The organism is Enterobacter cloacae complex sp. ECC445, assembly GCF_021892025.1.
Taxonomy (GTDB): Bacteria; Pseudomonadota; Gammaproteobacteria; order Enterobacterales; family Enterobacteriaceae; genus Enterobacter; species Enterobacter chengduensis.
The window spans coordinates 1-19,755 of sequence record NZ_JAKLRZ010000045.1 but is presented as its reverse complement, the minus strand read 5'-3'; the positions used below and the strand labels follow the sequence as shown (position 1 = coordinate 19,755).

Annotated in this window: 18 protein-coding genes and 1 pseudogene; 15 read left to right on the top strand and 4 right to left on the bottom strand. The window is 45.3% G+C overall.

From position 1 onward, the window contains the following. The first annotated feature begins 21 nt into the window (after window positions 1-21). From L6R44_RS23685 to L6R44_RS23645, 9 genes are read left to right on the top strand one after another with little or no spacing between them, the layout of a single operon-like run. The gene (locus L6R44_RS23685; RefSeq protein ID WP_237425587.1) at window positions 22-1,272 is read left to right on the top strand and encodes a cation:proton antiporter; all 1,251 of its coding nucleotides are present in this window, start codon (window positions 22-24) and stop codon (window positions 1,270-1,272) included. 4 nt (window positions 1,273-1,276) lie between these two features. Further along, window positions 1,277-1,540 (top strand): acyl carrier protein, encoded by a 264-nt coding sequence (locus L6R44_RS23680; protein WP_032641510.1) that lies wholly within the window; start codon window positions 1,277-1,279, stop codon window positions 1,538-1,540. A 2-nt stretch (window positions 1,541-1,542) separates the two neighbouring features. Beyond that, window positions 1,543-2,988: a class I adenylate-forming enzyme family protein gene (locus L6R44_RS23675; RefSeq protein WP_237425586.1), complete on the top strand. Its 1,446-nt coding sequence runs from the start codon at window positions 1,543-1,545 to the stop codon at window positions 2,986-2,988. A gap of 9 nt (window positions 2,989-2,997) precedes the next feature. Next, window positions 2,998-3,681 (top strand): hypothetical protein, encoded by a 684-nt coding sequence (locus L6R44_RS23670; RefSeq protein WP_237425585.1) that lies wholly within the window; start codon window positions 2,998-3,000, stop codon window positions 3,679-3,681. 58 nt (window positions 3,682-3,739) lie between these two features. Beyond that, window positions 3,740-4,855 carry a beta-ketoacyl synthase N-terminal-like domain-containing protein gene (locus L6R44_RS23665; RefSeq protein ID WP_237425584.1) on the top strand — a complete coding sequence of 372 codons (1,116 nt, stop codon included), beginning with the start codon at window positions 3,740-3,742 and terminating at the stop codon, window positions 4,853-4,855. A 15-nt stretch (window positions 4,856-4,870) separates the two neighbouring features. After that, entirely contained in the window at window positions 4,871-5,359 is a 489-nt protein-coding gene (locus L6R44_RS23660; RefSeq protein WP_237425583.1) for a hypothetical protein, read from the top strand. Between the two features lie 19 nt (window positions 5,360-5,378). Continuing rightward, window positions 5,379-7,070 carry an NAD(P)/FAD-dependent oxidoreductase gene (locus tag L6R44_RS23655; RefSeq protein WP_237425582.1) on the top strand — a complete coding sequence of 564 codons (1,692 nt, stop codon included), beginning with the start codon at window positions 5,379-5,381 and terminating at the stop codon, window positions 7,068-7,070. Between the two features lie 42 nt (window positions 7,071-7,112). Further along, window positions 7,113-8,423, top strand: coding sequence for an aminotransferase class III-fold pyridoxal phosphate-dependent enzyme (locus tag L6R44_RS23650; RefSeq protein ID WP_237425581.1), 1,311 nt, complete (start codon window positions 7,113-7,115; stop codon window positions 8,421-8,423). 1 nt (window position 8,424) lies between these two features. Next, window positions 8,425-8,919, top strand: coding sequence for a flavin reductase family protein (locus L6R44_RS23645; protein ID WP_032641499.1), 495 nt, complete (start codon window positions 8,425-8,427; stop codon window positions 8,917-8,919). 43 nt (window positions 8,920-8,962) lie between these two features. Here L6R44_RS23645 and L6R44_RS23640 read toward each other — a convergent pair whose 3' ends face one another. Continuing rightward, window positions 8,963-9,571 (bottom strand): glutathione S-transferase family protein, encoded by a 609-nt coding sequence (locus L6R44_RS23640; protein ID WP_237425580.1) that lies wholly within the window; start codon window positions 9,569-9,571, stop codon window positions 8,963-8,965. 170 nt (window positions 9,572-9,741) lie between these two features. Between L6R44_RS23640 and L6R44_RS23635 the strand changes: the two genes are divergently transcribed. The 6 genes and pseudogenes from L6R44_RS23635 (at window position 9,742) to L6R44_RS23610 (ending at window position 14,906) form a co-directional block, all read left to right on the top strand. Next, the gene (locus tag L6R44_RS23635) at window positions 9,742-10,650 is read left to right on the top strand and encodes a LysR substrate-binding domain-containing protein (protein WP_032641491.1); all 909 of its coding nucleotides are present in this window, start codon (window positions 9,742-9,744) and stop codon (window positions 10,648-10,650) included. 494 nt (window positions 10,651-11,144) lie between these two features. Next, entirely contained in the window at window positions 11,145-12,290 is a 1,146-nt protein-coding gene (locus L6R44_RS24955) for an HNH endonuclease signature motif containing protein (RefSeq protein ID WP_337249857.1), read from the top strand. Window positions 12,291-12,305: 15 nt separating this feature from the next. Continuing rightward, window positions 12,306-12,806 (top strand): YrhA family protein, encoded by a 501-nt coding sequence (locus L6R44_RS23625; protein WP_237425579.1) that lies wholly within the window; start codon window positions 12,306-12,308, stop codon window positions 12,804-12,806. 140 nt (window positions 12,807-12,946) lie between these two features. Next, window positions 12,947-13,141 (top strand): annotated as a pseudogene (locus L6R44_RS23620) (type II toxin-antitoxin system PemK/MazF family toxin); the annotation flags it as partial. Between the two features lie 354 nt (window positions 13,142-13,495). Continuing rightward, window positions 13,496-14,014, top strand: coding sequence for a hypothetical protein (locus L6R44_RS23615; RefSeq protein WP_171775176.1), 519 nt, complete (start codon window positions 13,496-13,498; stop codon window positions 14,012-14,014). 4 nt (window positions 14,015-14,018) lie between these two features. Then, the gene (locus tag L6R44_RS23610) at window positions 14,019-14,906 is read left to right on the top strand and encodes a Kiwa anti-phage protein KwaB-like domain-containing protein (protein ID WP_237425578.1); all 888 of its coding nucleotides are present in this window, start codon (window positions 14,019-14,021) and stop codon (window positions 14,904-14,906) included. A gap of 257 nt (window positions 14,907-15,163) precedes the next feature. On the opposite strand, the gene L6R44_RS23605 is transcribed toward L6R44_RS23610, so the two are convergent. Genes L6R44_RS23605 through L6R44_RS23595 form a run of 3 tightly spaced genes read right to left on the bottom strand, consistent with a single transcriptional unit; the run spans window position 15,164 to window position 19,635 of the window. Beyond that, on the bottom strand, window positions 15,164-16,525 hold the full coding sequence (locus L6R44_RS23605; RefSeq protein ID WP_237425577.1) for a DNA double-strand break repair nuclease NurA: 1,362 nt from the start codon (window positions 16,523-16,525) through the stop codon (window positions 15,164-15,166). Window positions 16,526-16,527: 2 nt separating this feature from the next. Beyond that, on the bottom strand, window positions 16,528-18,615 hold the full coding sequence (locus tag L6R44_RS23600; RefSeq protein ID WP_202099509.1) for an ATP-binding protein: 2,088 nt from the start codon (window positions 18,613-18,615) through the stop codon (window positions 16,528-16,530). A gap of 48 nt (window positions 18,616-18,663) precedes the next feature. Further along, window positions 18,664-19,635, bottom strand: coding sequence for a DNA adenine methylase (locus tag L6R44_RS23595; protein WP_171775180.1), 972 nt, complete (start codon window positions 19,633-19,635; stop codon window positions 18,664-18,666). Window positions 19,636-19,755 lie beyond the last annotated feature (120 nt).

The following is a 19,755-nucleotide window of genomic DNA, read 5'->3' as shown; positions in this document are numbered from 1 at the left end:
CTAGCATTGGCGGGGATACCCATGTTTATTATTCAGCTTTCGGTAATTGTTTTTGCCTGTTATGTCGTAGGCAAACTTATGGAGCAGATAGGTCAGACACAGGTTATTGGCCATATTGCTGCAGGCGTTTTATTGGGACCGACTTTCTTTCCCGGGATAATGTCTGTGTTCTCATTTCAAACGTCTTTATTTAGCCAGGAGTCGCTGACAACCATTGATAAGCTGGCGAATCTGGGCATGATTCTGCTCATGTTCGATATTGGGTTGTCGCATTTTCATGGTCATAATCATGGCCGTCGTAAGCAGACTATCGCTGCGTTAAAAATAGCGTTACTGGGCATGCTGCTCCCGTTTATCGGTGGCCTGTTAGCGGGGAATTCGGTCCATGCTGAACTGGCGCCACAAACCGATCGTCTTTTATTTAATATCTTTATGGGAACGGCGCTGGCGGTATCCGCTCTGCCGGTCATTGTGCGAATCATTGAAGATTTAAAAATGCTTCACCTGGCCATCATTCCCCCCGTCATTACCGCTGCCATTCTTACCGATGTGGCCGGCTGGGGGATTTTGGCCCTGGACAGCGTTTTTGCCGCGGTTGAAGGAAAATCTGATTCGCTGTGGTCGTATGTCGTGGTCGTGACCGCAGCCCTGGTACTTTATGGGTTGGTGACTGGCAAAGTCGTTGTTCCCCTGCTTAATCGGTATGCGCACAAGCCGGAGATGAGATTTCCGGCGATCATTTTTTGGATTTTGGTCAGCGCGTGGGGAGCTGAGTACCTTCACCTGCACAGTGGTTTCGGTGCCCTGCTGGCGGGCAGCATGTTTGCGCGGATCCCCGGGTTAGCGAAGCAATGGCATGCGAGCATGAACGGTTTCATGCACTATCTTTTACTTCCCGTGTTGTTTGTCAGTGCCGGTCTGAAAACGCATTTCGACTTCAGTATGGCAACGCAGGATATTGCCTGGATAATCGGTTTCACCTTACTGGCATTTATCACCAAATTCAGTGGTGCTCTGCTCGGGGCGCGTATTTCAGGCTATACGCTTCGTGAAGCCGCCATGATTGGCGCACTCATGAATACGCGTGGCCTGATGGAGCTGGTCGTACTGTCTATAGGGCTCGAATTGCATCTAATTTCACAACGCGTCTACTCCATTATGGTCATCGTGGCGCTCGTGGTAACGGCAACCACGCCGCCAATATTACGTTGGTTAAATAAAGAATCATCTTCCGCTGTAGTAAATAAAACACTTGAAAACATTAAAGGGTAAAATTATGAAACTGGATATGCCTGTAATTGTCGATCGTATTAAAGAAATCATCGCCGACCGTATTGGTCTGGACGTCGAGCGCGAAGATATTGCTGACGAGACCGGTCTCGCCTCAATGGTAGGAATGGATTCTATTGGATTTGTAGAATTACGCTTCCAGTGTGAGGAAGAATTTAATATTAAAGTTGAAGATAAAGAGTTTTCGCCCGCGAATTTTTATTCGTGCCAAACCCTTTCGCGTTTCATTATGAATAAGCTTGGAGCCTGAGAATGTTAACGCGAGCAGAAGAATGTGCCGCATTTGTTCCCTATGAGCCTGCCGGTTTATTTTCTCCGGTGCAGGCAACGTCTGCGGTGGGGAACAACGGCACTGAAGGAGAGAGTTATCAATACTATGTCGATTACTGGCAGCGGCAGAGTCTGGAACCCGGTCGGGTGGTGCTGATAGCGATGCCGAACTGCCCGGACTTGATGTATATGTTCTTTGCTGTCCTCAACAGCGGCTTTGTGCCTGCGCTGATCCCGCCGCTCACGCCAGCAGAACGCATCCTGCAGATGCTTGAGGACTTTGCGGCGGGGGCGCTGGTGCGTACGCCGGTTCAGCCAGGACGATGGCAGGAGCTGGGCGTAAGCGAAGCCGAACCCCTCGGGCGTTGGCAGGTGGGAAAATGCCGTGATGGCGGACCCGTACAGACACAGTCGGGGCAGGTCGTGATAGCCACGTCCGGCACGTCGTCGTCGTTCAGCAGCGGCTGTGTCCATCATTTTGATTCGCTGCGGCGTAACGCGCTGCGTCATGCCAAAAGTATCGGCATGAGCGCCAGCGACAGGGTATTGATCAGTTTGCCGATGTGCTATTCCACCGCGCTGGTTGCCCAGATGATTGCTGCCCTGGAGACGGGCTGCGAAATTGTTATCAGTGGACCTCCGTTTTCTGTACCCCATTATCTGGATGATTTACAGCGATACGGCGTGACCCTCAGTTCGCTTACTCCCGTCTTGCTGCGACAGTTGAACGCCTGGGAAACAACGCTTCCGCCGGGGTTAAATAAACTGACGATTGGGGGCGATCTGGCTGCGCCGAATGAGGTGGAAGCCTTTTTAGTCCGACAGCCATGGCTTGAGTTATATCTGACTTATGGCATCAGTGAGGCCGGACCGCGGGTGTCGACTTGCCCGGCTCATCTGCTGGGGAGAGGATATTATGCGTCAGCCGGACGTCCTATTGACCAGACGGAAGTGCGTATCCTGCCAGGTGCAGACGGCCAGGACGGGCAGGGTGAGTTGCTCATTAGTTCTGATACGCTCCTCGTCAAGCGCATTGGGCGCGGTAACCGACAAACGTTCATTGAGCTTGATGGCAAACGCTGGCTTCGCACCGGAGACATCTTCTTCCAGGACGCTGATGGGTTCCTGTTTTTCAAAGGCAGAATCAGTGATTTTATTGTTATCAGGGACGAGAAAGTCAATATCGGCGCCGTTAAGCAGCTGTGCCGGGAAATAAAAGGGGTGATGACCTGCAAGACCCACATTGTCAATGAAGGGGATCAAATTGCGGGGTTCGATATTGTTTTGACCTGCGATGAATCAGTGATCAATGAAACCAATTGCCAGCAGCACAGTGCCAGCCTGCTGAAAAAGCTCAAACGCCACGAGCGGCCGCGTAATATAAACTTTGTTTATTGCGGCGCGGCCTCCTTAACACAATATAAGTAAGGTGATGTTATGAATGATGAACTTCGGGAACTGGCGCGGGCGGTCATTGAAAAATATCACATGGCGAACCTTGATGATATTTTACGTGAAGTTCCAAAAACAATGTGTCATGTCCTTCAGGAATCCGACGTGTTTGAGACATGGCCGGCAGACATCGTTCGCCTCAAATTCCCTGAGGAGCACTGGGATTATTATATTTCACGCTATGAGCATTTTCGCGACGAGGTTATACGTAACCTGACGCCTCAGGATTATCTTCGTGAAATGCTGGAGCAAACACAGCGCTTGCCCTGCTTTTGCTCGGAAATGGCCGACGTATCGGCAATACTGTATAGCCAGATAATCAACAGGCCAGTGTATTCTCTTCGAAATATTTTTGTGAATTATCTTTATTTACCCCGCCCCTGGCATTGTATTAATGCAGTGGTGGAAGATGAGCGGATTCGCTATTTTGATATTTCTGCTTATGCACAGGTTCTTGACCGTAAAAGAAGGAAAGTGGTTAAGCCAGCCGAGCTGGAAGGATTTGATGCAACAGATATCGCATTTGATTTTATTGAAAGCCCACGCTGGCTACAAAAAGAACCCTATCAACGAAGGATAGAATTAGCGGCAGGCGAGATTAAAGATAATTTCTTTCCTTCTCCGCTTGAAGATAAACCTTTAAACGAGTTTTTGCGCACGTTCTACTGATATATCGTTAATTCACTTTAACCAGCTTATCGTACTATTTTGCGGTAAAGGAAAAATGATGACTACTACAACGTATGTCGCCAATGTTGTCGGCATGGGATGGACAACTGCGTCTGGCGATCGTATCGAGGATGTTTTCCAGACCTTACTGGAAAAACAAACCGGTATTGCGCCTGCGCCATCGGATCGAAGCTTGCGTACCGATCTGGCCGCCATGCTGCCGGGTGAATGGCCTGCCGAAATGCGCGAAAAATTGATTGGGCTGACGAAACGCACGGCCCGCCGGGCGCTCGAGGATTCGGGGGCAGCAGAACCAGTGCCGGAGGAGCGACGCTTTTTAATTGTCGGAACCAGTCTGGGATTCCGCCTCGACAGCGAGGCGTTTTGCCGGGAGCCTCTCGACGGCTGGGTCAACGAGGTGGCGGAGTCGCTGGGAATGGAAGGGATAGCCCTCTCTACCGCCTGTTCCTCGGGCTCGGATGCTCTTCTTCTGGGGGCGCATTTAATTGCGACGGGGCAAGCCGATCTGTGCGTATGCGGCGGTGCCGATATTCTTACTGATTCAAAACGTCTGGCCCATAGCGCATTAGGCACGCTCTCACTTTCTACCCTGAAATCGTTCGATGCTACACACGAAGGAACTATTCTCGGAGAAGGGGCCGGTTTTCTGGTGCTGCAACGAGAAGGCGGCTCTGCACCACGCGTGCTGGCAAGGCTTGTCGGTGCTGGTGCGTCTAACGATGCGGCAGGCTTGACCGCGCCGGATGAGCAAGGCAATGGCATCCGCCTGGCTCTGCAGCGTGCCCTGGCGCAGGCGGGACTTGAGCCTGGTGATATTGCGCTGATTAATGCGCACGGTTCGGGCACCCTGACCAACGATCGGGTTGAAAGCAATGCCTATAACCAGTTTTTCACACATCGTCCCTGGGTCTTCGCGACGAAGGGCAATTTTGGCCATACCCTGGGGGCGACAGGGGCGCTGGAAGCCATCGCGCTCATTCATAGCCTCAATGCGGGCACGATCCCTCCGGTCTATGAACTGAAAAAGCCAATTGAAGGCCTGCGTTTTAATTTACCTGCCGCGCAGCCTCAGCCCTTAACGGGAAAGACGGGATTAAGCATGACGATTGGGTTTGGTGGTTTCAACACCTGCCTGATATTTACCGTAATGTAAAAGGTGGGGCAGCTAATGAAGATCGTTTCTACGAGTACCGCACGCTCATTAATCTGGTCAGATTTAGATGAGACCTTGCGCCGGGGGCTAAAAACAGCCGACCCATTGTCTTTAAACGTGCTGTTTACTGTTGATGAACTTTATCAACGGCACCAGGCATTGCTGAATAATCATCTTGAGAGCGTCGGGATTATTCAGTTTGGCACGGCATTCCCGGTGAATACCAGTGAGAAAATTATTCATGTCATGGCAATAAAATCGCGCGTCTCTCCGGTCGATTTTATTAATGCCAATGTTGGGGCACCTATTTCTATTTGCTGTACGCGCTATCGCTTTCAGGGACCCACCATGGTACTGACAATGCCGCAGCGCACCGGCAAAGAAATTGCCCTGTCTCTGGCGAGAGAATGGTTAACACAACAGGCAACATATCTTTTTCTGATTCAGGCAGATAACACGCGTGAACATGAAATCGAAATAACAACTCAGTTAGTCACTCAGTAATATTATAAAGGGTAAAGCAATGAAACAAAGTCATTATGATGTGGCCATCATCGGGAGCGGTATTGCAGGAACCATGCTCGGCGCTATTCTGGCAAAACAGAAAGTAAACGTGGTAATTATTGATGCCGGTACCCATCCTCGCTTTGCCGTCGGGGAATCGATGGTGCCGGAAAGTGCGGTACTGTTGAAAATTCTGGCGCGTCAGTACAATATTCCCGAGCTGGCGTGGCCGGGGGAAATTCACGCGCTGATGGAAAATATTGGTACGTCGAGCGCCGGTATTAAACTGGCGTTCAGCTTTGCGTGGAACGGTAAGAATAAAGCGCATAATCCCCAGGACGTTGTGTCGACACCGGTATTGTCGCCGGAAGCACATCTGTTCCGTCAGGATATTGATGCCTATTATCTGGCGCTGGCCGCACGTCTGGGGGCCGATATTCGCCAGCAAACCCGCATCCAGTCAATTGAAGAAACCGGCGACGGGATGCTGCTGGATCTGGGAAAAGAGCAGATAAAAGTTAAGTACGTCGTGGATGCCGCAGGCTATCGTTCACCGGTTGCCGATAAGTTTGGCCTGCGCGAGGGTGCGCGTGAGATGCAGAGCCGCACGCGTTCGTTGTTCACCCATATGACAGGCGTCAAACTGTATGAAGACGTCATCGCCTCAACGGACGTGACCGGTTCGCCGACTCCGCTCTCCCAGAGCACGCTGCACCACATGTTCGAAGGCGGATGGCTGTGGATTATTCCGTTCAACAACCACCCCTATTCGACCAATACCTTGTGCAGCGTCGGCCTGCAGTTCGATATAGATAAACATGGTCCCGCAGGCGATCCGGAAGAAGAGTTTACCCGTTTTCTCGATGAGCACCCCTCCGTTGCCCGTCATTTTGAGAGCGCGGCACGGGTACGCGAATGGACCGTTGCACCTCGTCTGAACTACACCAGCCGCGAAAGCGTAGGGGAACGTTACTGCCTTTTGGGCCATGCAGTGGGCTTTGTCGATCCGCTGTTCTCGCGCGGGTTGGTGAATACGTTCGAATCGATTCTGCGCGTCGCGCCTAAAATTGTTCGTGCCGTCAGACAGGATGACTGGTCAACAGCGCATTTCGCCAGCTATCAGGATTACAGCCTGGAGGTGGTGAAGGTAAACGACAGGCTGGTGGCAAATTCATTCACCGCATTTGATAGCTTCCCGCTGTGGAATGCGTGGTTCCGTATCTGGATTAGCGGCAGTTACATTGGCGTGTTGCGTCTGCGTAAAATCCTCAGCGACTACCAGCAGCACGGTGATGACGAGCGGCTGGAGAAGGAAGTTGAAAGCGCAACCTATCCGGGACATCTTTCCATCGAGAGCCCTTACTATGAGGCTATTTTCGATAAGGCCTGCGAAACAATGGAAGCCTATCGCGCCGGTAACCTCCCTGAAAAAGAGGTGATTGCTACGCTTCATTCGCTTTTTGCTGACAACCGCGAGCATTTCCCCATCGATTTCTCTGATTTCACCAATCGTTACCTGTCCCGGGCAACGGAGGAATTTGCCGATTCTCTATTCTACTGGGCCCATAACGCGCCCGGCGGTATCGGCCACTTGTTCGACCGCGGAGATAAACCGGTCCGTTTCGATTTCCTCGATCCTTACCGCTATGGCGATCGTCAGCAGTTAAACCAGCATGCTGACGCCATGTTGCAACAGGCGCGTCATCAATAACCTGACGGGCGGTTGTTCGGACCGCCCCCTGAGGAGAGCGTTATGGATACTGTAGTCGAGCAGCTTTTGCTGCGACGGGAGGGTGCCGTCGCCCGTGGTATTAACCAGATGCATCCGGTTTATATTCAACGAGCGGAAAATGCGGTGATGTATGACGTCAACAACCGTCGCTACATTGATTTTTCCGGCGGCATTGCCGCGCTCAATACCGGCCATCTTCATCCCAACGTCATCGCGGCCGTTGAGCGCCAGCTGCACCAGTTTACCCACAGCTGTTTTGCCGCCACCCCTTATGAATCGTATATCGCGGTGTGTGAACGTATTAACGCCTTAATGCCGGGAGATTTTGACCGACGGAGTTTTCTCCTGACGACGGGGTCCGAAGCGGTGGAAAGCGCGCTTAAGGTTGCCCGCGCGGCCACGCGGCGAAGCGGCGTGATTGTTTTCAGCGGTGCCTATCACGGGCGTACGTTTATGACCCTCGCGATGAACGGCAAAATTGCGCCCTACAGCCAGGGGATGGGGATAATGCCCGGCCCGGTCTTCCGGGCACCCTTCCCGCAGGGAGAGACGGAGCGTGATGTTGCTCAGGCGCTGGCGGGCCTCAGGACGATATTAACGAGCGACATTGCGCCGCAGGATGTGGCCGCCATCGTCATCGAGCCCGTTCAGGGAGAGGGCGGGTTTTACGTCGTGCCGCCTGCGTTTATGCGTGCCCTGCGTGAACTCTGTGACCGGGAAGGCATCGTGTTAATCGCTGATGAAGTTCAGTCTGGCGCGGGGCGCACGGGGACGTTCTTTGCTATGGAACAAACCGGTGTTGACGCCGATTTAATTGTGTTCGGTAAATCCGTTGCCGGCGGGCTTCCGCTGTCCGGCGTTGTGGGCCGTGAGTCGCTTATCAACCAGGTGGCACCGGGCGGTCTTGGTGGAACCTGGGCAGGCAACCCGCTTTCCTGCGCGGCGGCGCTGGCGGTACTTAAGCTCTTTGAAGAGACGGACCTGCTGGGCGCAGCCCGGCGTCTGGGTCAACGTCTGCGCTCAGCCTTAGCGTCCATTGTCAGCCCTCTGTCGATTGGCTATGAGATACGCGGGATTGGCGCCATGGTTGCGCTGGAGCTTTTTTCTCTGGAGCGCGGAGAGCGAACGCCGGCGACCGGGCTTATCGATCGGTTAGTCAAAAGCTGTGCCCGCGAGGGCCTGATTCTTCTTAAATGCGGCAAACAGGCGAATGCTATTCGCTTTTTAATGCCGCTAACGATTGAAGACGGCGTTCTGGATGAAGGGCTGACAATTTTTGCCGGCGCGCTGCAGCAGCAGGTCGCGTCTTCAGGCTTAGCAGAGGTGAAATGATATGGCGCAGTTTGATAGCCGAACGTTGCGGAACGTATTTGGTCAATTCGCAACCGGCGTGTGTGTTGTGACCATGATGGATGGCGATAACAATTTCCATGGGCTAACCATCAGCAGCTTTAACACCGTCTCCCTGGAACCCCCGCTGGTGCTCTGGAGCCTGCGCAAGCAATCCTGGTACGCTCAGCATTTTCTGGAGGCGGACGCCTTTGCGATAAATGTCCTGTCGGGGCATCAGCATCAGGTTAGCGATATTTTTGCCAGCGCGGGGAGCGATAAATTTCATCGCGTAGACCACCGGGTCAGCGGCTATAAGCTGCCTTTGATTGACGGGGCACTCGCGCATCTTGAATGCAAAATGTGGCGTCAGGTAGACGGTGGCGATCACTGGATATTCATTGGTGAGGTGGTGGATTCGTTACATACGGAAGGTGAACCGCTCATCTTTTTCAACGGTCGCTATGCCACCACCGCGGGCCTGTCGATTCCTGCCTAAAAAAAAGGGGGCTGAAAAGCCCCATAACACGCCGAGCGAAGCGTTAACTAAAAGGGTATTTTTTAAATGCCGCCTGGTTTTCGAAAAAGTCGGCAACCGCCTGAATCTTTTTAAAATCCCCGACGTTAACGACGTGGGGGATCATTGACTGAATAAATGTCCAGATAACCGTACTGGTAACAGCAACCTGATCGGCTACCGCGTTTTCCGGACGGGCTTCCAGCAGCGCGTTCCATTCCCGACAGGCAGCCAGCAGCTGGACGGTAATACGTTCTATCCACGGATTATGTTGTTTCTCCGCCGGGCGCAGGTTGTGTTCGTACACATTTTGCACGGCTTTCTCCGCGGCGGCGAGGATAAAGCCCAGGGTCTGGAGATCGTTCGCCAGTGCATCCGGCGTCACGGGCAGGAGTCTCCGTTCAGGCGCGGCCTGTGCCTCAAAATAATTCAGTATAAGAGACGAGTCCATCAGACGTGTTCCATTCTCCAGAACCAGCGTTGGCGCTTTTACCGCAGGGTTGATCCGGGCAAATGCCTCAAATGTGCTGAATACGGACAACGGCTGGCTTTCAAACGCAACGCCATAGAGTTCCAGGGAGACCGCCACGCGGCGTACATAAGGAGAATCCATCATGCCAATCAGCTTTATCATGATTCCAGTTTTCCTGTCTGTGTGAAAAAACGCTTCATTGAAGATGATAAACAGACATTACAATAAATTCGTTATGGCGAATATCATCAGTATCTTACGGCCTAAGTTAGTATTACTGACAGATTGGCCGGTTGGCGTTTATCAGATTCAGTCTATGAGGGAGTGGTTTCATGTCGGATTTTCCACCTATCGCCAGTTTGCGTAGTTTTGAAGCTGTGGCTCGCCTTGGCAGCGTAACGCTTGCGGCGAAAGAGCTTCACGTTACCCATTCCGCCATCAGCCAGCAGATTAAAGTGCTGGAGGAGATGGTGGGGGTGAAGCTGTTTATCCGTCATGGGCGAGGGGTGCAGATCAACGAAGAGGGGCGTCTGTACGCGTTACAGGTGCGCGAAGCGCTGAATCACATCGCGGATGCCACCCGCTTAGTGCAGGTGAAACCGAGGATACTGGAACTGACGCTGGCGATGGTGCCGTCTTTTGGTTGTCACTGGCTGTTGCCGCGTCTGGAGCGGTTTCGGGAAAAATATCCGCACATCACGCTGCGGATCCAGGCCAGCCTGACGATCACCAGCATGCAGCAGGAAGGAATAGACGTGGCGATACGCATGGGGAAAGGTAACTGGGAAGGAAGCGACTGCCATTATCTTTTTTCAGATGAGCTGATTGTGGTTGCAGCACCCGGGTATAACGGCGGCGTCCTCCCGGCAACGCCAGCCGAGGTGGCGAAGAGTAAAATCATATTCTCCATGGAGTCGTGGAAAACCTGGTGTTTCAATGCGGGACTGGAAAAAGATATCGTGCCCGGCGGGTTATGCATTAACGACTCAAATTTAGTCCTTGAGGCTGTCAGACTCGGTAAAGGTATCGCGCTGGAGCGCCGCTCTCTGGTACAGGATGCCATCACCCGGGGCGAACTGGTCCAGCTTACCCCTTTCACCGCACCGTATCCCTGGCCTTACTGGCTGGTGACGTCGCAGTTAACGGAAGCAAAACCGGAGGTGGCTCTCTTTAGCGAGTGGCTGGATGAGGAAGTGGCGGCCTGGCGTCAGCTGACAGGGGCTGTGGAAAGCAACGGCTAACAGAAAAGCAAAAAGCCTGCTTTAAAAGCAGGCTTTTTAAATTTGGCTCCTCTGACTGGATGCGTTTTTGCACATACCTTAATGAATTAAAATAAATTAAATCTTTAAGATTTAAATGAGGTCCTTAATAAGGTCCCAAATGTTGTTGCTGTTTTTAAATGTGATGTTTCTCACATTATAGATTGCTGTTCTGACCGCAGGTAAATATGACAATCAGATTTGTGCTACAAGCAAACTTCCATAGAGAGGCTCATTGCATTTCGGACTTACGATAAAGCCAAAAGCACCGACGGAAGAAAGAAAACATCTAAACCCGCATACGAGAAGAATTGAAAGTAAATTATTATGGCCTTTACACCCATCGTTACTTCCTGCTTGTGGCAATATTGCATATTCAGATGGTAAATGCTTTGGTTTCTCGCATTCATAATATAAATTATTGACCACATAGCGAGCAATGCTAACATAATCCCTTAACATTGCGAGGGATCTGCATGCACGATTTTAGATTATTGATGGTATGGGATGCAGCAAGAGAGCTTAGCCCGGAAGATTTCCAATACATACTGAGGCCAGAAATAGCTTTTGAAAGAGCAAGAATTTACTACGATCTTGATTCTGACAACTACTCTCACTTTAGCCTCCAACAAATGCCAAAGCGGAAGAGCGAATTTATCACCTCCTTTTCAACTAAGTATGACCGTAAACGTAATGGTATATATGACGGTGCTTATGACCATACACAGCATAATATAGATATTGGCTGGTTTATTGGAATAGATGAATCTGAACAATGGGATTACTATAATCATCCATTCTATTTTGATGAGAAAGGTGATCTTGTCTATGATTGCTTTATGAGTCATTGGCATGAATGGTTTGAGATGGAAGTTAGAGATGCTTACCGAAAGTGCTTAGATAGCCATCAGGGAAGGAAACCAGCACCAACACAAAAGATTCATTATTCAGATGCTCCTATACAACACGCTCAAGCCGCCAAAACGATTAACAGTAAAGCAGCAGGACGTTTGTTAGCTGCTGGCGGCGTTTATAATGGAAACATTGAAGGATTCAGGAAAACGGCAGAGCAATTAGGCGGTGACGCTGTTCAGGGTTATGACCAGGTATTAAATGAAAAAACAGCAGGTTCAGCGATAGCAGCGGTTTCAATCCTTTTAGCTAAAAGACCTAATGCTAAACTATATGAAGAGATGAATAGATACTTAGGAAAGTTAAGAGGTGAAACTAATTTTCTTGATGGATTAGAAATTAAGCAAATTAACTACATTAAGCGCGACCCTGCTGAAGCAGCAGCTTTAAGACGAGAGTTTAATATTTCTGTCAGGAAGGGCTTCCTTAAAGATATAGCCGGTACACCGGAAGCTGCAAGCAAGTTTAATCCGTCCGATTTATTACGTATGTCAGAAGGTGGTGTTCCTGTCGGTTGGAGCGTTCACCACAAGTTACCGTTAGATGATGGTGGTACGAACGCTTTTGATAACCTGTCATTGATTGAAAATGAACCATTCCATAAAGTGCTTACCAATATGCAATCATCCGTAACAAGAGGTATGATAGCAGGTGAGAGCAAAGTTACTCCGTGGGCTGTGCCAACTGGTTCAATTTATCCGCTAAATTAATTATTAGGAATTAAAATGCGTAATAATATTAGTGAAATTCTGAATGATTTAAAAAGCAAAATGACCAATTGGAATTATCCAATAGAAGAGCCTATCACAGGCCAATACATAGAGAGTATGACTAAGCGAAAATCAACTGCTGGCTTAAGCCCAATGCTGGAAAAGTTAGGTGATGAAGTTTATCTATTATTCGTAAATCAGCCAGATTATGTTACTTTCTTAGAAACAATGGATGGATTTGAATTTGATGGGCTGATCTTGTTTAGCATATCCATACCTGAGCCATTAGTAAGAAACTTGTTTGTAATGATTGATTTTTACAGGAATAATGATGATTACATCAATCCTGATTTAAGTGAGCGAATAGTGATTGGCAATGACAGCGTTTCTATATTTACCTACGACAGTATAAAAAATCTGTTTGAAATTAGAGATAATGTAGGTACTGAAAATGTTTTTGGTTCATTTTCGTATTTTACAGATTTTCTATCAGAAATATTAGCTACAGTAGCTTAAATACGGAGGGGCTAGAATGCCCTTTCTTTTTATTAATTTTTAGCTAAATTGACCTGCTCCCCGTTGATTAATACACCCCGATATCTGGAAAAACATACGTTTCCAGCCTGCGCTGGATGGTTGTCCATAATGCTCAGCCCAGCGGCGGAAACTTTGCACGTGCAGACGGTTTTACCGTCTCCCTGGACGGTGCGGGAACAAAAACGATGGGCGCTATTCGCTTCGACCAGCCCAGAACCATTGATATGGCTGCCCGGAGCGGCAAACGGCTGGAACGCATACCGGATGATGTTGTAAATGAGGTGCTTGCCAGGCTGGATGCGATTCTGAATTAACATCAGAGACGCAGAAAAGCAAAAAGCCTGCTTTAAAAGCAGGCTTTTTAAATTTGGCTCCTCTGACTGGATGCGGATTCTAATATATCTATATGAATTTTAAGTAATTTTATTTCATAAATTAAAATGAGGCCCTCAATAAGGCCCCAAATATTGTTGCTGATTAAAAACGTGATTTTAATCACGTTTTAGATTGTTATCCTGACGGTAAGCAGATGCGGTAGTTTTGTGTACAAATCAGTGTTTTTTAACCTTAAAATTGATATGGTTAGTTCGCTACAACGATAGGTGGAAACCATCTCTGATTTACTCTATATTACTGTATATAAAACCAGTATCAGGGAGTGAGAATAAATGAACAAATTAGCAAGGTTACTACTCACTGCAAGCTCCATCGCCCCCGTGTGTATAACGCTAATTTTCATCGGTTGGGTGACAGATTCTACGTGGCTGGTAAAATACAGTCTGATCACAGCCTTAGTCAGTTGGTTTCTTTGTATAGGGCTTGTAAAATTTGCAGAGTCGAAATTGGAAACTTTACATAAAAACATTGACTCCCTATCCCCTGCTAACAAAGAGGTAACTAACTATTTCTTAAGCTATCTTTTCCCATTATTAGGAACAGATTCAATAGCTGAAAAAAAAGAATATGCGATATTCTTTTATGTTTCTTTGCTTTTTTATATTTGCTTTTCTGAAAACTATAATTTTAATCCTGTATTATCTTTACATGGTTATAAATTTTATGAAGCTGAAGACGATACGGGGGTCGGATTTGTATTGATATCAAAAGAAGTTATTACAGATATCAAAGGAAAACAATTTCCTGTCGTCAAACTGACTGACTACACTTTTTTACACGTAACGCGGTGATATTATGGCCTTATTCGCATTAATGGATTCTAATGTAGCGACTAAAATCCTACGCATTGAGTTGGATAGCAATGCCAGTTCAATGATAAATACAATTTTTAACGACCAAAAGCTTCATTTTGAATCTCATCATAGTACAGTACTTGATTTTTATGCTGGATACACACCGAGCTATGGGGAATGCTTCAAACTATCTAACTTTAACGAATCAGCAATGCTTATCGACGCTGTAACCAGAAACACCGCCATTCCTGTCTGGGATCCAAACTTAATTGATGCAAATCATATAAAAGCTCTGTTCGTGGGTATTGCTTCTCCACAAAATAATGATCTCATAGCAATACAAACGTTTAATAAGAAGCAAATACTTGATACTTCGAAGTCATTTGTTATGAAATTATTTGGTTCTGCCAATACTTTTAGCAAAGCAGATAATTTTGGATTCAATCTTGATGATAAGCTTGTTGCAATAATTAATGGTTCCGATATTATTTTCAAGAGCTTTTTTAAACTAAGAAGCATATTTGATATGTCAAATTATTTTGAAGAGGCAACAGATGAAGAATTAAATAACTTTGCTATGCATAGTGCTTTCGAAGTTCCTGCAGGATTCACACTTGATACAGTCGCAGATACTGTTATCAGGACAAAGGTAACACTCATCAACAAAAGTGGAACATTGAATACTCTAACAATATCAATACTTAAAAGTGCAGCACAAAAAATTAATTTTCCATTACAAACAAATATTGTTGGTGGAATTGAGAAAATAATTATGCCTCAAGAAAAAAAAGCGATTAAAGCATTACTTGATTTTCTTGATGAAGATATATTCACATCGGAAATCACACAAACAGTTTACAAATCCAATTCAAAAAGAAAATATAGTTAAGCCGCTACTGCGGCTTTTTTCATATTATTAACTCTACACAAACTCAGTGACCCCCTGAATAATCTGACGTAGGAACTGTATAGACTGAAGCTGAACTTTTTGCATCTGTTTCACTCCCTAAGTCCTTCGCTTTTTCCAGCTTGCCGCTGAGTTCTTTTACTTCTTCAACCTTTTCCCTTTGTGTATCAACGACTTACTGGTTGCACCAGAACGAGAAATAATTCCTCTTAGCTGATAAAGTAAAGGCGACTAAAAAATTAATTATTTTTAAGTCCTGTTTTAGTTATAATATCGAGAACTTTTCCACCGGGAACAATGCTAATCGATGCATGTCTATGCGCTAATGCAACAGGGACAATAGCATTTTGATATAGATCCAATTCAAAGTGGCAAATTAAATTACACGCTTTTTCAACAAGATTTCCATAGTGCTCTATTTTCGACTTTTTCCTCGAAAACTCTTTTTTTCCTGGTGCTTTATCAGGGAAAGGGTATGGTATGGCGAAATTAAAAATTCTACCTTTCTCAGTTTTGAATATAAAGTCTTGTCCATAATAAGTTTCACCACCAAAATTTTCTGAAGGAGAATCACTACCCTTTATATATTTATAACGATATTCATCATCAAGTAATTTTATTACACTTGGAGGTAGAAATTTATTCAGAATATTGGCATGATCCATCACATCTCCTGATTTTTGCAACCCAATAATTAATATAGGATCCATGCCTAATTCTGAAAGCCGATTATTAATCTTAAACAAGAACTCCATTATACGGGAATGCAGTTTCGCTGGCTGACCAAAAATTGCTAAGGGGCCATCAATAACAAAAGCCATGCTTGATAGCGATTTTGGAGATACAGAGAAAATTTGATGGATCAGCGTAACAAGAAGTAGATGTTCAATAACGTTCATCATCCGTGTCATTGCACTTGTATTATTGCCGAAATCTGAAATATCTTCGTGTAAGCGAAGCCAATCAGTTATGAATACAGGCTCTTTACAATGTGGGCAATGCTGGACTTCTTGAGTAATAAATTTGAAATCATTTTCTATACAGCAAGATGGACATAATGCAAACTCTATTATACCGTTATTTAATTGCAGCAACGTTTCTGTTAATACGAAATCACTGCCATCCTTCGCCCGATTAGCATTTAATTGTTTAAAAACAGCTCGACGAAATCCATCTTTGACGCTTTTAGCACCTTGAAACCGAATATTACTTCCAGGCAAAGTAAAGGTAATTGCTGAAGCATTCCTATGCATTTCGGCTGCTTTAAATGGATCAACAAAACGACTGACGGGATCTATAAGCTCGGCATAACGTTCCATTCCAATTAATACTTGACTAACTTTAATAAAACCAATCTGAGTACTAGGTAGTTTATCATTAATAGGCGTATCACTCTTGCTTGCATCAGAAGCAACTACGTAACGAGGCAAATCTAGCGGTACTGTTAGCAGAATTTTTTGGTATGAAGATGCAATAAGTGAGGCTTCAGCACTATTTGGCTCACGCATATATTCACATTCTGCTAAAAAACTCATTACATCAGGATTCTTAACAAAGTCGGCATGACCACCTTTGCTTGCTTTTTCTCCATTATATGGCATTATTATTCTCCATCAGAAATTTCGGAAATGATTTTCTTTATCAGTACAGGAGAAAATCGATTAATTTGGGTGGGAATAACAAATGGGGACGATAATGTCTTTATTCTGGCAAAACCAACATCTTGTGCAGACTTTAAGGAATTGACAAAATCTGAAAAATCATAAAATTTACCCAATGTTTTTAATTCGTCATCATTGTTTAGATGAGTCACAAACCAGTTTTCTGTATTTGCAAGAATATTCGGATGCACTGATGACGGTTCTTGTGTCGCATACACGAAAGCAATTCTTGCTTTAGCACCTTCTTTTGCAATTCTTGGCCAAGTATTAGTTAGGTCTGCTTTCTTTCCGATAAGGTTATGTGCTTCTTCTACATAAAGTACAATATTTTTAGGTTGATTACCTTCATGCAATTTTGACATTTGGAGTTCAAATATTTGACGAGCAATTCTCTCAGAAAGGACACTTCTAATTTCTACCGGTCCTACAGAAAGATCAAGGATAACAATCTTTCCAGAGTCTAAGTGTTCAATAATCTCATTTGTTACATCAATTGTTCTGCGATTTGAATGGTACGGTTTATACTTCTGAATTGCTCTCCAGCCACCAAATGATTGTTTCCTGCTTGTTTCTCGCGCCAGTATATTTAACAAGGCCTCTAGCATAGGATCGATCCATGAATTACCTTTTGTTGATGATTCAATACCAATCTCTGGTTTTTTTTCTTCTCGCTGTTCTTCTTTTATTGCAAGATTTATTATTCTAATTTGTTCGAACCATTTACAAGCCTCAGATAAGGGAACATATTCAGACGTAGGAATATTTAGCTCTATTGGTATTTCTCTTGAATTAGCAAATTTAGTTAAGTTTGTTATTAAGCCTTTACCAATAGGAATTTTAACTTGGAATGATGAAGGTTCAGGGTATTGAGCTCTGTAAAGAATACATTGAAAAACTGCCTGATGACGTTCCCAGCGTGTATATTCAGAACGTTCCTTTGGATCGGGTTTCTCAAGAGTTGATGACATAAAAGCATCGAGATCTTGACCTGTGAATGGAGAGTTGTCTGCTTTAAAAAGAGATTGAATTAAATTTAATGCCTGATTACAGTCAAGATAAAAATTGGTTCTAAGATCTTCAAATCCATTTGTGTGGATCGCTCGATAACGAATCGTGTCCGTAGGGAATACATCTGCAATAGAGCTACCATCATCTTGATGATTAGCGTTTGCGTACTCACCATTAATATCGAAGATTAATTGACCTATAGAGATATGATCTTTTTGTGCTGCAAGAGCAACTGCGGAAACTGTGGTTTTAATCGTATTAGACTTACCTGTTCTCGTCATGCCTAGGACGGCAGTTCGACGTGCTAAAAAATCTGTGGGCTGAATAAAAACAGGGACTTTAGGTTCAGATGAACTTCTATGCATACGATCAGTTGAAGTATAACGAATAGAACCAATATGAATTGGCGAAGGAATGCTCTTGAAACCAGCCTTAGATGCCTCTTCGCGTGCCTTATTAGCAACCTCAGGATTTACATGATTCACTATCTTATCTAATGCAGAGCCACAAGGTTTATATGCTCTTAACCTAGATAATGTCATGAAATTTTCAATATCACTTCCTAAACGAAGATTTTGATTTTCATCGATATAAAAAGTACCTAATACACTGCACTTTAATCCACCGGCTTGAAGTTCTACTGCCGTTATGGGATCAAAGCCATCGTTAGCATCTCCTGGATACTTTTCCTGCGCGGTTCTTCTCTGATGATGTTCAATTCGTGTACGTAAATAATCATTATCCTGAGGAAGATTTACTGGTTCAAGAACTCTTAATAGTATAACTTCTTGGTCAATTAATTGCGAGGAAGTGAATTTTTCAGGATTAAATGCAGCAGCAACTAAAAATGAATTATGAGGTATTCCATTTACGTTATGCTTAAAAGCATCATTAGTTAATACAAATACCTCGTCAAACTTCATACCATAGACATATCCTACAAATGATTCCTCGTAGTTTCCAAGTAAATTGACTAATGGAGATTCAGTTTTCACAACTTCATTTGCAATATTAAATATCATAAAAATGTCTCTCTAAATCCATATCCTGATATAAATTTATTTCATTTTTTAAAAATGCATACAAGTTTTGCTAATTATTTCAGATGGTGCCAACCCGTATAGTGATATTATCTCACCCATCTTAGGAATAGTGAAATCTCCTTCGCTTCGCAGATTGGCGATAATATTGGATACGATAATTTCACTGGAAAGTAAGCGTTCTTTTGAATCTATTCTTGCATTGTATGCCAGATTCACTCTGGCAAAACCTGGATTGTCACTATAAAAATCTCTCGCTTTAGGTACATCATCGTAAGATAATATAAAACGTCCCTTCAACTTATTGATCGATTTTCTGAAGTTGAGATGTGAGGATTTAGAAAATGAATAACGATATAACGAATCAGCTTTCTCAAAGAATGGGGGATCCAAATACCATAATAGATTAGATTCTGCATAGCTGCGATTACTTAAGAGCTCATGTATTTGTTTAATCGTTCTATGATAGGACTGACATTTAACAAATAACACACGTTCTTGTAAATTGCCTAATTGGATGATTCGATTAGCGATTTTCTCTCGGTTAAAGCGGCAATCGATTGGATATTTACTTTCTTGTTTTTTTCCACCAATAGGGCCAGCGGTTTCTTTTAGGATTCCACTAAAACTTGTACGATTAAGAAATAGGCACTTATAGGCTTTTTCGAATGAAGACTTTGGTGTTTCCTCTCTAAGTTGTCTCCATGTATCTAATGTTACCGGTGTTGATACAATCTTATCAGCAAGAGCTTTTGAATTTTTAGAAAACACTGTTTTCCAAAAACCTGCGATTAGCTCATCACGATCAGATAAGGCTATATGTTCAACAATCCCAGCCTCAAGTAAACCTATTGATACTGACGCTCCGCCAGCAAACGGTTCTACAAGCAGGGACACTGGCCCTGAGCGATTGATAAGATCGGCTATCAGAGGAAGTAATTTACGTTTACCTCCGGGGTATCTGAGTGGGCTAACATAAGGGTTGCTGAAGACTTTTTCCATTCTAACCTGTTATGACACTTGAAAAATTTGAGTAATTATATGACTAAATAGCTTCGCAAAATAGTAGATCACTGAAAGGGAACTCAGCCCGGATTGTGCGATCTGATCAATCGCCAAACA